Below are 14,310 nucleotides of genomic sequence, written 5' to 3'. Positions count from 1 at the left end.
AAACTAGGAGGAATGCAAAATGAGTAAAGTAAAGAAGGCTATTATCCCTGCTGCTGGTTTGGGAACACGATTTTTACCTGCTACAAAGGCAATGCCAAAAGAAATGCTTCCAATTGTGGATAAACCAACCATTCAATATATCGTCGAAGAAGCTATTGAATCGGGGATTGAAGATATTATCATTGTCACCGGTAAAGGGAAAAGAGCGATCGAGGATCACTTTGATAGTGCCTTTGAACTTGAAGAAAATTTAGCCAGAAAAGAAAAGTTTGATCTATTAGAGCAAGTGCGTGAATCATCGAAGGTAGACATCCATTATATTAGACAAAAGGCTCCAAAAGGTCTTGGACATGCTATCTGGTGTGCTAGAAAGTTTATTGGAAATGAACCCTTTGCTGTATTATTAGGGGATGATATTGTACAAGCCGAGGTTCCTTGCTTAAAACAATTAATGAATCTTTACGATCAAGTGGGTTCTTCTATTATTGGGGTTCAGCAAGTGCCAAAAGAAGAAACAAATCGATATGGTATTATTGATCCGATTAGCCAGGATGGCCGTGTTTATGAAGTGAGAAACTTTGTAGAAAAACCACGCGTTGAAGAAGCTCCTTCCAATGTAGCGATTATGGGAAGATATGTTTTAACTCCTGAAATATTTGAACTTCTTGAAAATCAAGAAACAGGATCAGGCGGAGAAATCCAATTAACGGATGCGATTCAAAGATTAAATCAGTTCCAAAAAGTATTTGCGTATGACTTTGAAGGAACTCGATATGATGTGGGAGAAAAGTTAGGTTTTATCAAAACCACAATAGAAATTGCATTGAAGTCAGATGAACTAAAAGAAGAGTTAATAAAATATTTAGTGGACTTTACTAATAAAGTTGGGCTCGTAAATAAATAATTTTAACGGAAAGGCTGCTGACTTTTTTGCAGCAGCCTTATTTTACATAATGTTAATGAAATGAAAGTAATAAAATATCTTGTAAGCGGGAAGGAGAGTGGTTTATTTGTCCTTTTCTTTGAAAAAATTACCCATTACCAAAATTGCTTACAAAAGTTTATTTCAATTGGTATCAATTTTCCCGCGAAAGAAAAATCTGATCATCTTTGAAAGCTTTCTTGGAAAACAGTATAGTGATAATCCACGGGCCATTTACGAGTATCTACATAAACATCATCCAGAATATAAATTGGTTTGGAGTGTAGACCCTCGGTTTCAAAAGGGATTCATTGATAAGGGGATTCCATATGCCAAACGCTTTTCGATTAAATGGCTGTTTTTAATGGCGAGGGCGAGGTTCTGGGTGACAAATAGTCGAATGCCATTATGGATTCCCAAACCTAGAAACACGATCTATTTACAAACATGGCATGGTACACCTTTAAAAAAACTAGCTCATGATATGAAAGAAGTTTTAATGCCCGGAACAACCACAGAGAAATACAAACAAAATTTTTATAATGAATCGCGAAATTGGGATTATTTAGTTTCGCCCAATCGTTATTCAACGGAAATTTTCAAACGTGCCTTTAAATTTGAAAAAGAGGTCATAGAGTCCGGTTACCCAAGAAATGATATTTTTTATTTTCCAAATCGTGACGATATTGCAAGTGAATTTAAGAAGGAACACCATCTTCCAGAAGACAAAAAAATTATTCTTTATGCACCGACTTGGCGGGATAATCAATACTATCAAGTTGGAAAATATAAATTAGATTTACATTTGGATTTGGATAAATTTAAAGAAGAGTTAGGAAATGAATATATCGTTATTCTACGTATGCATTATTTAGTTGCTGAAAACTTTAACCTGGATGCTTATAAGGGGTTTGCTTATGATTTCTCCAAGCATGAAGATATTCGGGAACTTTATTTGATTAGTGACCTACTTATCACCGATTATTCATCTGTCTTTTTTGATTATGCAAACTTAAAGCGGCCGATGATTTTCTTTACGTATGATTTGGATGAATATAAAGACGATATTAGAGGTTTTTACTTTGACTTTGAGAAAAAAGCTCCAGGCCCGCTTGTTGAAACAACAGAAGAACTAATCGAAGAAATTAAAAATATTGAGAATGATGCAATGTTAACTGAAAAATTTAATGAGTTTTATCAACGATTCTGTTACTTAGAGGACGGACATGCTGCAGAAAGAGTTGTAAAAGAAGTGATTTTGCAAAATAACTAAAATGATTTTTGCCATCGAACTTGTTTGATGGCTTTTTTTATTGGGTGAATAGTACTGGTTAGGAAAATATTGAGTGTTACAACCTGATTTTTCACTTTCGAACAAGTTTTTCCAAAATCCTATTTAAAACCAGCTATGAATAAGCGATAATAGTAGTATTGTAGAAAATTGCTGTTTAATAGAAGATTTAGGATTAAAAGGCTGAAAAATATATAGGGGTGTAGCAATATGAAGAATCTAGGAAAAATTGCTCTTTTATCTACAAGTATAGTACTTAGTGGAACTGTGGCACCATTATCCCTGAATAATTTGAGTAATGTGGAAGCCGCTAGTACATTGAAACTAGCAAATATAAGCTATCAAACAACTGCGAATTTAAACTTAAGGACAGGGCCTGGTCCGAAAAATAAGGTTGTGACAACAATCCCAAAATCTAAAACTGTTACTGCTTCTGAACAAACAGGCAATTGGTTTAAGGTTTCGTATCAATATACCTCAAAAGGGAAAAAGGTCACGAAAATTGGTTGGGTAAGCGGATCTTATCTTAAGAAAGTTGCTCCCACTACAGTTACGAACACGACTACAGTCAAGTTTAAACAAACGACATATCAAACAACATCAAGCCTTAACCTTCGTTCGGGAGCAGGGACGAAATATAAAGTCTTACGTACGATTCCTAAGGGGAAAGCCGTCACAAGTACAGAAAGAGATGGAACCTGGTATAAGGTAGTTTATACATATACTTCTAACGGAAAAACGGTAAAAGTTACCGGCTGGGTCAGTGGTACATACTTAAAAGAATATTACAAAACGTCAAATATAACTGGTGCTTATTATTTTACAACAAAGACTGTAAGCCTTTATCCAAGTGCAGATACTAAGAAAAAAGCACTTTACAGCCTTGCCGCAGGGAATGGCTTTTATATTACTAGTAAAGTCATTAATAGTATTGGTGAAACTTGGTATAAGGTTTCCTTTAATGGAAAGACGCTTTACCTGAACAGTAAGGATGTTTATTTAGTCTCGGTACAATCTTTAGAGGCCGCAAATTATCAGTCCAATAAAGAGACGTACCTTTATACTTCGGTTGGAAAGGCTTTTTCAAAAGTAGCGCAAATTCCAAATGGTACGGTTATTTCCACCAGTAAACAAATTGGGGATTGGTTTGCAGTAAATTTTAACGGAAAATCCGGCTTTGTTTATTCAAAGGATTTTACAAAGTACAGCTTACCATCCGAAGAAAAGCTGGATGAAGCTGGGGATTATCTTGCATTGACAGATGTAGTTTTACGAGTCAAACCTGATGATGCTTCTGATCTGTTATCTTCTATTCCAAAAGGTGCAAAGCTTTCTCTTATCGCAAAAACATCTAATGGTTGGTATAAAGTTACCTATAACGGGATGACCGGTTATATTTTGGGAAACTACATACAAAAGGCTGAAGACCTTCCGCCTGCAAAAGAAGAGCCAAGTGAAGTACCAATTGCCAAGGCAACCTATATGGTTTTGGCGGGGTTAAATCTTAGGGAGTCTAATGACACAGTGTCAAAGAGCCTCGGGGTTATTCCAAAGGGAACAATTGTTGTCCCGGCAAGCAAAACTTCTGATGACTGGTATAAGGTTTCATACGATGAAAAAACAGGATACGTTTATGGCAAATATCTTCAACAAGTAATTACAGGTGATCCAATGGAAAATCGAGATGGTTACCAATTCATTGACTTGAGAACACAATCTACTGTAGTACCAAGTCAGATTGACAACTATATAGCGAGCTACGAAAAAAACACGGGTATGACAAGCATTCTTCATGGGAAAGGGAAAGTATTTATTGACACTGGTAAAAAGTATGGGGTAAATGCTTTATACTTGGCCGCTCATGCGATTCATGAAAGTGCTTTTGGGACATCACCTATTTCGATAGCGAAAAATAACCTATTTGGCTTTGGGGCTTATGATGCAGCACCATATATGTCTGCTTATCGTTTTGCAAATGTTGATTTATGCATTGACTATATTGCCCGTGAAATTAAGGCTACTTATTTAAATCCGTCGAATTGGAAGTATAATGGGGCCTATCTTGGTTTTAGCACGAAAACCTTATCGAATACCAGGATTGATGAAGCAAGTAAAGGCATGAACTTTTACTATGCCAGCGATCCTAACTGGGGTAAAGCCGTTGCTCAGCATATGGAAAATATCCTCCATTACGATAAAACTTTTTATACAAAAGCAAGTGTAGATACTTCTTTTCCAACAAGACCGGCCGTCCCAGCAGGTAGTGACATTTTCCCTGCTAATATTTTCGCGGTCGCAAACAGCAACCTTGTCCTAGATAGTAAAAAAGGAATGAATGATGCTGTAAAAACAATTACTAAAGGTACATCGTTTAATGTCCTGGAAAAAACAAATGATTACTGGTTAAAAGTTATGGTAGATGGCGAGGAATATTGGACGAATGATGTTAAATTTAGTTCTTATACAGATTATCTTTCCGTTCAAAATTTAGGCCGAGTAACTGCAGTAAAATTAAATGTCCGTCCAGATGCGTCGACGAACAATACACCAATTGCATCTTTATCCTTGAATGATTTTGTGCAAATCGTTTTGAAAAAGGATGGCACCTTATCAATGGATTCTTCCAAGGGATGGTATCAAGTGGTGTTAGCTAGTGGCACAACTGGCTGGGTTAGTGCGAGTTATCTTTATACGAAAGATTTTAAATAAAATGAAAGTCTTGCAGTTTATATAAAAAAATAGACTTATGGAATGTTACAAGGAAGTGTAGTGAAAAACATGGGGTATTGCCGGCTAACATTCAAGTCATTGCCAAAAAGGATTTATCCAGTGTGATTAAAAAGGGTAATATTTTCACCATGATCGAAAAAGCAAATACTTATCGAGTAAAAGTGCTGGTAAATAATAATCAGTTTTGGCTTGATAATATTCGTTTTACAGTATATAAGGACTATATTTCTGTACTGAATTTGGGCAGAGTGACCGTATCATCACTGAATGTACGTTCAGGTCCTTCCACATCCGAGGGGATTATTGGAAACCTTTATCTAAACCAATACGTTCAATTATTATTGGATGACGAAAAAAAATTATCACGGACAGCTCAAAGAAATGGTTCAAAGTTAAATTATCCAATGGAAAAACTGGCTGGATGAGTAAAGCCTATATCTTACAAGAACTAAAATAATCAAAAAGCTGACATGCATCATATATTGATGTGGTCAGCTTTTTGATTATATAGGGATTCCTTCTATTTTGGTATTTTAGTGGAACATAATGGATATGCATTGAAATTTAAGATTGATAGTCTTATAATGAGTTGGTAAGTTAATTTTATGTAAATTTAAGTTGTTTTTATTGTAAATGATTGAAGTTTTTTGATAGATAAATAACTCTTTCATAGGAGGTAACATAAATGAAAAAGGTACTAACATACGGAACTTTCGATTTACTACACTTCGGACACATTAATTTATTGAGCCGTGCAAAAGATTTAGGTGATCATTTAATTGTGGGCCTGTCAACAGATGAATTTAACAAAGGTAAAAATAAACAAGCATACCACAGCTATGAGAATAGAAAATTAATTTTAGAATCGATTCGTTTTGTTGATGAAGTGATTCCTGAAAACAACTGGGATCAAAAAATTAAAGACGTTATTAAGCATAATGTTGATATCTTCGTCATGGGCGACGATTGGAAGGGCAAATTTGATTTCCTTAAAGACTATTGTGAAGTAATATACTTACCAAGAACCATTGGTATTTCTACTTCACAAATAAAAAACGATTTAAACATGGTGAAAAATGGTTAGGGAACTAGCCATTTCTTTTTATTTGTTTGTCTTTAAGTGTGTATTTTCAGTTTTCAATCTGTTGCCGCTTAAAGACAAAACCACCTTTGTTATCAGCTTTGGTGATAACAGCCAATATGTCTTTGAGGAAATGCGTCGCCAAAATATTCAAAATGAAGTAGTTTTCTTGTGTAAAGGTAAAAGTATCGCCCGATTTAAGGGCTATAATGATGTTGCCCGTGTTCCATTTGAAACCTACAATTTTTTGCAATGGTGTAAGTCTGTTTATCATTTAGCGACATCCCGACATATTTTTATAGATAACTATTTTGGCTTTCTTGCGTCTGTAAAATTTAAGGAAGAGGTTACTTGTATTCAGCTATGGCATGCATCTGGTGCGATTAAAAAATTTGGCCTTGAGGATGGGTCTGTTAAAAACAGAAGTAAACGAGCAAAACAACGTTTTTTACAGGTTTATCAGCAATTTGATAAAGTCGTTGTCGGTTCTGATGTTATGGCAGTTACTTTTATGAAATCCTTCAATTTAAAAAAAGAAAACATCTTAACAACAGGGGTTCCAAGAACGGATTTCTTTTTTAACGAAAAAGAGAAGCAAAAGGCAATACAAAAGCTTACTCGTACGCATAGTGTTTTAAAGGATAAAAAGGTGATTCTTTATGCACCAACCTATCGTGACCATGAGCTAGAGAATTTCTCGCTTCAGCTAAACGTAGAAAAAATGGGCAAAGAACTTGGAAATGAGTACATTTTAGCGTTACGGTTACATCCAGCAATTAAAAACTCGGTTGATTTCTCTAAATTACACTCAGATTTTGTCGTTGATTTCTCCTCCAGTCAATATGATATCAATGAGTTACTTGCGGTGGCTGATTATTTGATTACAGACTATTCTTCGATCCCATTTGAATTTTCCTTATTACGAAAACCCATTATCTTTTTCGCTTACGATTTAGAAGAATACAAAAAGGACCGCGGTGTTTTAAACGGGCTTGAAGAAAATCTTCCTGGTCCGATTGTAAATGACACAGATTCGATCATTGATTTGGTTCAAAATAACCGCTTCGATCAAAAAGTTGTTGACCATTATGCTGAAAAATGGAACAAATATTCCAATGGCCGCTCAAGTCAGAATTTGGTTCGTTTTTTATTTGAAGAAAAAGATGCGCAAATTCAACAACGAAGAGCACAATAAAAATAAAAACCAGCTTCGAGTCCAATTATTGCTCGAAGCTATGTGTTTTTATAATGCCCATTTGGGGAAATTAATGTATAATGAACAAGGTTATTAATAGTTAAAGGAAGGACAATCTTAATGAAGTCAATGATTACAGTCATAAAGGAACAATTTAGTTCCTTATATCTCATCTTTAGACTTTCTGCTTTTGAATTGAAAAGTGCGAATACCAACAATTATTTAGGCAGACTATGGGAACTTATTAATCCGATGATTCAACTTGGCATCTATTGGTTTATTTTTGGCATAGGAATTCGAAAAGGCCAGGAAGTAACAATGGAGAATGGAGTGCATGTACCTTTTTTTATTTGGATGGTTACGGGTATGATCCTTTGGTTTTTTGTAAATCCGGCTATTTCCAATTCTTCAAAATCAATTTTTTCACGGATTCATATAATTGCAAAAATGAATTTTCCGATGAGCGTTATCCCATCATATGTAATTATGGCAAATTTTTATACTCACTTGATGCTTGTAGCAGTGGTAACAATTATATTGCAATTTACCCGGTTTAAAATTTCGCTCTATTTTATCCAGCTTCCTTATTTTATGTTATCAACCTTAATCTTTTTGTTAACAATTGCACTAATTACCTCAACACTTTCGACTATTGTGAGGGATGTATATCAACTAGTGCATTCTATCCTTAAAATGTTATTATATGTCACGCCTTTCTTATGGCATATTAATAAATTTATTATCAATGGAACGGATTTTAGCTTTCTTATAAAGTTAAATCCATTTAACTACCTTGTTGAAGGGTACAGGGCATCTTTATTAGGTACGTCTTGGTATGCGTGGGAAAATCCTCAATATACATTGTATTTCTGGGTAATAACTCTTGTATTTTTTATGATTGGTTCTGCTCTTCATTTAAAATTTAGAAACCGATTTATTGATTATTTGTAAACTGGAGTTGATTTTCTTATGGCTGAAACGGTTATTGTCAAAAATTTATATAAAAAATATAAAATGCATACATCCTCTAAACAGAAAATCCTAGATGTTATTTTACCAGGGGGATATGGCGAAGATTTTTATGCCCTGCAGAACATCTCTTTAAATGCGAATAGAGGAGATGTCATTGGTCTAGTTGGTGTAAACGGTTCTGGTAAGTCTACTCTTTCGAATATAATTGCAGGCGTTGTACCGCCCACATCTGGTACAGTTCAAGTCGAAGGGAAAACCTCTATCATAGCTATCCAATCTGGCCTTGATAATCAATTAACTGGCCGGGAAAATATTGAATTAAAATGTTTGATGCTTGGATTTAAAAAAAAGGAAATTCAAGGAATGGAACAAGATATTATTGATTTTGCTGATCTCGGAAAGTTTATTGATCAACCGGTTAAAAAGTATTCAAGTGGTATGAAGTCCCGGCTTGGGTTCTCTATTTCTGTAACGGTTGATCCTGATATTTTGATTGTGGATGAGGCATTATCTGTTGGAGACCAGGCATTTGCCGAAAAGTCAAAAAACAAAATGTTTGAGTTTAAAGACCGAGGTAAGACGATTTTCTTTGTAAGTCACTCAATGGGACAAATCAAAGAATTTTGCGATAAGGCAGTTTGGCTTGAGTATGGAGAAATCAAGGCAGTTGGCCCTGTAGGAGAAGTCATTCCTGAATACGAAAAATTCCTGAAAAAGTACAAAAAGATGACAAAAGAAGAACAAAAGAAATTCCGCGAAGAAGTCATGCGAAAACAAAGCGGCTTGGCAACAGTATAAAAAATATTTCATAAAGCCTAAAATGGTTAGCTGGGATTAGCTTCCGTTTTAGGTTTTTTCTTTTTCAAAATGTAAATATTAAAAGTAATACTTCTAGCAAAAGGGGGCGGTTGAAAATCAATCCTTCGAAGACTTCAATTGTTATGACTATTACTCTTATTTATATCGTTTTACAGCCCATCCTTGATCTCTTAACATCGTTATCACTTCGGCTCCGGGGACAGGATTTTACCACGGGATTATTGATTCGTTTGACTTTTCTTGTATTTATGGGTTTGTATGCAATGTTTTATTCGAAAGGAGTGAGAAATTACTTCCTGTTGATGGCTGGATTCTTCATTATTCATTTACTCATCAATCAGCACATGAAGCCCATCTTTTCGGTTTCAGTTGAAGTTAAATACATAGTCAAACTTGTTTATTTTAATGTGGCACTACTCTTTTCTTTTGTTCTTTTTAGTCGGGAAGGAGGAATCCGAAGGCATAAGGCGATTGATGTTATTGTAATTGCAATGACATTGATGGGAGTAATCATGATAGTTTCCGGTCTAACCTGTACCGCGTTTAACAGCTATTCATGGGGAAAGGAAGGCCATGTCGGCTGGTTTTATGCCGGAAATGAGATTGGAGCAATCATGGCAATGGGTTTTCCAATAGTGGTGTTGGCTGCTCTCCAAAAAACAAATTGGGCTTGGATTTCGGTGTTGCTTGTCATATACTCATTGTTTGCCTTAGGGACCAAGGTTGGTTTTGGAGCAATCGTCATCGTCTTGCTTTTGGCTCTGTTGATGTCCCTGTTTGGATTAGTCAAAAATCGTTCCGGTTGGATACGGCCAATTATGCTCATGGCACTCTTCGCTGGAGCGTCTTGTTATTTTCCGTTTTCCTCCATCGCTAGAAATATGAATATGCATTTGAATTTGGTTGAAGCGAATCAATCGCAGGCTGTGGAGGAGGCTAAATCAGAGACTCCTGGAAACACAGGAACCGCTGTTGTCCAAATGGAAAATTTGGTGCTAAGCGGCAGGGAACATTTCCTATCCGTACAGAAACAATACTTTAGCGAAGCTCCCATTACGCAAAAACTGTTTGGAATGGGGTATGGGGGAAATTATCCACAACAACCAAAGCTGATTGAAATGGACTTCTATGATGTGTTTTATTCGTTGGGGATATTCGGGTTTATTTTATACTTTATCCCGCTTGCTTGGATACTGGTTCAAACTGTACGGTACGCACTGCGTTATCTTCCGGAAAGCTTTACGATAGGAAATGTATTAATTGCGGCAGGTGCCGTTCTGGGATTAGGGATTGCTTTTACCGCTGGACATGTTTTAACCGCCCCAGGGGTAAGTATCTATTTAGCACTGCTGCTGGCTTTTTTGATGACGAATCTTAAGGAACAGACCGAAGATAGGAGATAGTAAGGGAACCTGCCTAGGAGGGCGGCGGGTTCCCTTTATGTTTGTTTTCTCCTTTTAATAATGGCAATTAGGCCGAGAATTTCTTGTGATTTTAGGATAAGCGCAAAGGCGGTAAATATAGAAAATGTAATTATTGTTACGATGCCTAGATGAAGAATTGGATGTGTTGCCGGTAAAATAAACGCTGACAGTCTCGAAACTATAAAGACAATTCCGAAAAGGATGAGTAATTTCCCCAAGCTATTCCTAAAGGATAACTTTTCATTTTTTTCAATTGGGACATGCCTAGAAAGACTGAAAAATAATAATAATGTCTGTAAAAGCATGGCAATCGCGGTGGCCAGGGCAATCCCGCCAACGCCAATAAAATGAGCCAAAATGACGCTCAAAACGATGTTTAATGCAACGGAAAGGATACTGCATGTCATCGTCACCTTTGTTTCTTTTAAGGCGACAAAACAGCGGTTCAAATACTCCTTTAATGCCATAAAGATCATTCCAAAGGTATAAAAGAAAAAAGCTTGTTTTGTCATCATTGCGGCTGTATCATCAAAAGCCCCCCGCTTAAATGCCAGTTCCACTAGGATTTTGCTCTCGACAAGCATCACAACAGCAATTGGAATTGCGGCAAAGGTAATGATTGAAATTCCTTTGAATACCCACTGTACAAACTCTCCCCCTTTTTAACAGCCGAATCTACAACCGACGGAAAGATCACGGTAATCAGGGATAATAGGAGAATACTAAGGGGCAGGTACATTAATTTATTGGCGTAATTTAATGACGAAACGCTGCCCTCCGGAAGCCGGGATGCAACCATTCGGTCTACCACTGCATTTATTTGATAGGCCCCAGAGGCAATGATAATAGGTGAAAATAATTTAAGTGTATTAAAGATTTGTTTCTGATAGGTTTTAAAGGCGAAATTAACGTAAAAAACTTGATATTTTTTTATAAAAGGAAAAAGAATGAAAAATTGACTAACCGCACCAAGAAGCGTTGCAACCGCGACACCGTAAATCCCATATTGTTTGGTTAAAAATATGATTGTAATGATCACAAATAAATTTTGTGGTATCGCAATAAACGCTGGTGGTGCAAAGACTTTTTCATATTCAAGGATCCCGGTCATGATCGCCGATAGGACAAAAAAACAAAAGCTCGGCAGCATAATCATTGTTAGTTGGTTGGTAAGTTCAGCTTGTTGGATGCTAAAGCCTGGCGCAATCATTTTTGTCATAAAGGGTGTCACTAAATAAAATACGAACGTTAGAAAAACGGACAAGGTGATAAACAGTGTTGCCAAGACGCTAATGATGTTGCTAGCTTCCCTCTTGCCTTTTTCCTTTGCTTCAGCATAAATCGGTGCAATTCCGCTGGTAATCGCCATTCCGACGGCGGCAAACAGCAGGACAGGAATAATCGAGGCAACAAAAAAGGCGTCAGTAACAGTGGATGCGCCAAAATAAGCTGCCATCAATAGGTCGCGGCCGAACCCGAGAACCTTGCTGACAATCGCGACTAACGTTATAATTCCAACTGATTTAATCATTTTCATAAAAGTCACCGTCTTTGACTTGCCAAATGGTTCATTAGCCATTATGGTCAATATTGTAGCAGGATATATGTAAGGATATGAAAGAATGAGGATTCCATATGAAAAATAACGTTAATATATTGGGAATAAATTTTTTAAATAAAGGATTTAATGAAGTTGTTGAATTGCTTTCTGAGCGAATTGCTAAGGGCATTAAAACATTCGTCGTAACTGCAAATCCAGAGATTGTGATGTATGCAAGAGAAAACGATGAGTATCGGAAAATCGTCCAAGAGGCCGATTATATCGTTCCGGATGGGTCCGGTATTATTTTAGCTGCTAAAATCTTGAATACGCCGATTCAGGAACGGGTGACAGGCTATGATTTAACCGTACGGCTTTTGGATTTAGCGAATCAGAATCGATGGCGTATTTACCTATTGGGCGGCAAGGAGGAAACGAATAAGAAGGCAGTTGCTAATATCTGCGAGCAATATCCTCATTTAGTGATGGCCGGCTCCCATAATGGGTATTTTAAAGGGAAAGAGGACAAGATTGCTGACGAAATCAAAGCAGCCAATGCGGATATTGTATTCGTGGCATTAGGCTTTCCGCGGCAGGAAAAGTGGATTTCATCTCATTACGCGACATTTTCAAAGGGTATTTTTATGGGAGTTGGCGGCAGCATTGATGTCCTTGCAGGGGAGGTTAAGCGTGCCCCTGTTGTTTGGCAAAAGTTAAACCTGGAATGGTTTTACCGGCTCGCAAAACAGCCATCCCGTTGGAGAAGAATGCTTGCTTTACCAAGGTTTTTGGTGGAGATTTTGAAGGTGAAAAGGTAATTGGGGCTGGGAATGCATTTTACGACTAAGTTTATTATGAGTGCTGACAAAGGGCCCTACCAAAGGTGCTAGAAGGACAAAACCTGCTAGACCGACGAGGGAGCTGTCCTACCAAAGGTTCTGGAAGGACAAAAGGATAACAAAGAAAAGCATACTGTTCTTTCGGCTCAATAGTAAAAAACCCTCTTTGAAACGCCCGAATTTTAACGAACCTTAATGCCCTTTACCCCATTGGATAAATCTAACGTACATGATTTTCCGCCATTATGGTAATAAACAATAATAGATGAAACTTTTTATCGAAAAAAGTCGTCAATTTATTGAACCAGAAGGTGAGAAGGGTGAAGGTGCTTCATTTAAATGCCGGGGTGGAAACCGGCGGGGGAATGGTTCATATTCTTGATTTGCTTGAAAACAATCAAGAAACCGAAAACATTTTAGGACTTTTTGAAGAGGGTCCTATGTACGAGAAAGCAATCGATAAAGGAATTAAAGTTGTACTTTTTCACCAAAAATCAAAATGGGATCTTACGCTTCTAAAAAAAATCATATCGTTAATTGACCAAGAAATGATTGATATTGTTCACACCCATGGACCGCGGGCTAATTTTTACGGATGCTTTTTAAAAAGAAAAAGGCAAGCCTTACGTTGGATCACTACTCTCCATAGCAACCCACGACATGACTTTCTTGGCCGGGGATTGCAAGGTGTGATGTTTACCGCACTTCATTTATGGGCATTAAAAAAACCAGATCATTTTTTAGCCATTTCCGAACGATTCAAAAATTTATTAGTCGCTGAAGGTATTGATGAAAATAAAATTACCCCCATTTTTAATGGTATTGATTTTAAAAAAACCTTTTGGACAGAAAAGATCTCGCGTTTTGAATTAAACCTCGTGGACAATGACTTCTTAATCATTATGGTTGCTAGATTATGCCCGGTAAAAGGACATTCTACAGTGTTTCAGGTTATCAAGGAATTAAGCCTTCTGCATGACAATGTCAAATTGCTTGTTGTGGGTACAGGCAGCTTAGAAACAGAACTAAAACAGCTTGTTTCACGGCTGGGAATTGAGAACCATATTCTTTTTTTAGGCCAACGTCAGGATGTTCATGCTTTATACGAAATCTGTGATGTTAAATTACTTGCTTCCTTTAGTGAAAGCTTTCCACTTGTTTTGCTAGAGGCGGCTCGGGCTAAAAAACCCATTATCACCTCCGATGTAGGCGGTGTTCGTGAATTAATCCCTTCGAAAGAGTTTGGCTGGATTGTTCCGGTTAATCAAAAACAACCAATGCTCCATGCAATAAAAGAAGCCATTCATTTCCGTGAAAAGGGTAAGCTAAGAGAAATTGGTTTGAATCTTTACAACCATGCTTCCACACAATTCACCATTGAAAATTTTCGTAATAGCGTCCTTACTGTATATAAAAATCTTGGATAAAAAAAGGATCCATTATGGACCCTATGTTACAAAAATCGCTCAAAAAATTGGTTTTTTGACATTATTTTTA

At 36.8% G+C, this 14,310-nt stretch carries 12 protein-coding genes and 1 pseudogene; 11 read left to right on the top strand and 2 right to left on the bottom strand.

Annotated features, from left to right (window positions below; genetic code table 11):
- Window positions 1-19 precede the first annotated feature (19 nt).
- The 9 genes and pseudogenes from galU to RCG21_RS29250 all read left to right on the top strand — a co-directional run bounded on the left by galU (window position 20) and on the right by RCG21_RS29250 (window position 10,413).
- The gene (gene galU, locus RCG21_RS29290; RefSeq protein ID WP_308914058.1) at window positions 20-904 is read left to right on the top strand and encodes a UTP--glucose-1-phosphate uridylyltransferase GalU; all 885 of its coding nucleotides are present in this window, start codon (window positions 20-22) and stop codon (window positions 902-904) included.
- Window positions 905-1,037: 133 nt separating this feature from the next.
- Window positions 1,038-2,195: pseudogene (locus tag RCG21_RS29285) on the top strand (CDP-glycerol glycerophosphotransferase family protein); the annotation flags it as partial.
- Window positions 2,196-2,423: 228 nt separating this feature from the next.
- Window positions 2,424-4,922 (top strand): SH3 domain-containing protein, encoded by a 2,499-nt coding sequence (locus tag RCG21_RS29280; protein ID WP_308914057.1) that lies wholly within the window; start codon window positions 2,424-2,426, stop codon window positions 4,920-4,922.
- Between the two features lie 77 nt (window positions 4,923-4,999).
- The gene (locus tag RCG21_RS29275; RefSeq protein ID WP_308914056.1) at window positions 5,000-5,368 is read left to right on the top strand and encodes an SH3 domain-containing protein; all 369 of its coding nucleotides are present in this window, start codon (window positions 5,000-5,002) and stop codon (window positions 5,366-5,368) included.
- Between the two features lie 260 nt (window positions 5,369-5,628).
- Window positions 5,629-6,027 (top strand): glycerol-3-phosphate cytidylyltransferase, encoded by a 399-nt coding sequence (tagD, locus tag RCG21_RS29270; protein ID WP_133333922.1) that lies wholly within the window; start codon window positions 5,629-5,631, stop codon window positions 6,025-6,027.
- Window positions 6,020-7,219 carry a CDP-glycerol glycerophosphotransferase family protein gene (locus RCG21_RS29265; RefSeq protein ID WP_308914055.1) on the top strand — a complete coding sequence of 400 codons (1,200 nt, stop codon included), beginning with the start codon at window positions 6,020-6,022 and terminating at the stop codon, window positions 7,217-7,219. Before tagD ends, RCG21_RS29265 begins: the two co-directional genes overlap by 8 nt.
- Window positions 7,220-7,339: 120 nt before the next feature.
- Window positions 7,340-8,170: an ABC transporter permease gene (locus tag RCG21_RS29260; protein ID WP_308914054.1), complete on the top strand. Its 831-nt coding sequence runs from the start codon at window positions 7,340-7,342 to the stop codon at window positions 8,168-8,170.
- An 18-nt stretch (window positions 8,171-8,188) separates the two neighbouring features.
- A complete protein-coding gene (gene tagH, locus RCG21_RS29255) occupies window positions 8,189-8,989 on the top strand; it encodes a teichoic acids export ABC transporter ATP-binding subunit TagH (protein ID WP_308914053.1) in 801 nt (266 codons plus the stop codon).
- A gap of 110 nt (window positions 8,990-9,099) precedes the next feature.
- A complete protein-coding gene (locus tag RCG21_RS29250) occupies window positions 9,100-10,413 on the top strand; it encodes an O-antigen ligase family protein (protein WP_308914052.1) in 1,314 nt (437 codons plus the stop codon).
- Between the two features lie 35 nt (window positions 10,414-10,448).
- Here the strand turns inward: RCG21_RS29250 and RCG21_RS29245 are convergent, their stop codons facing one another.
- Both RCG21_RS29245 and RCG21_RS29240 read right to left on the bottom strand, forming a co-directional pair.
- Window positions 10,449-11,018, bottom strand: a complete 570-nt coding sequence (locus tag RCG21_RS29245; protein WP_308914051.1) for a lipid II flippase MurJ — start codon at window positions 11,016-11,018, stop codon at window positions 10,449-10,451.
- A complete protein-coding gene (locus RCG21_RS29240; protein ID WP_308914050.1) occupies window positions 11,018-11,971 on the bottom strand; it encodes a lipid II flippase MurJ in 954 nt (317 codons plus the stop codon). The genes RCG21_RS29245 and RCG21_RS29240 overlap by 1 nt, the downstream gene beginning before the upstream one ends.
- Window positions 11,972-12,069: 98 nt before the next feature.
- Between RCG21_RS29240 and RCG21_RS29235 the strand changes: the two genes are divergently transcribed.
- Window positions 12,070-12,792, top strand: a complete 723-nt coding sequence (locus RCG21_RS29235; RefSeq protein ID WP_308914049.1) for a WecB/TagA/CpsF family glycosyltransferase — start codon at window positions 12,070-12,072, stop codon at window positions 12,790-12,792.
- Between the two features lie 341 nt (window positions 12,793-13,133).
- The gene (locus tag RCG21_RS29230; RefSeq protein ID WP_308914048.1) at window positions 13,134-14,240 is read left to right on the top strand and encodes a glycosyltransferase; all 1,107 of its coding nucleotides are present in this window, start codon (window positions 13,134-13,136) and stop codon (window positions 14,238-14,240) included.
- Window positions 14,241-14,310: the final 70 nt, after the last annotated feature.

Origin of the sequence: Bacillus salipaludis (assembly GCF_030938565.1) — a bacterium.
GTDB lineage: Bacteria > Bacillota > Bacilli > Bacillales > Cytobacillaceae > Neobacillus > Neobacillus salipaludis_A.
The sequence above is the reverse complement of the archived record's forward strand: the minus strand, read 5'-3'. Positions and strand labels throughout refer to the sequence as shown.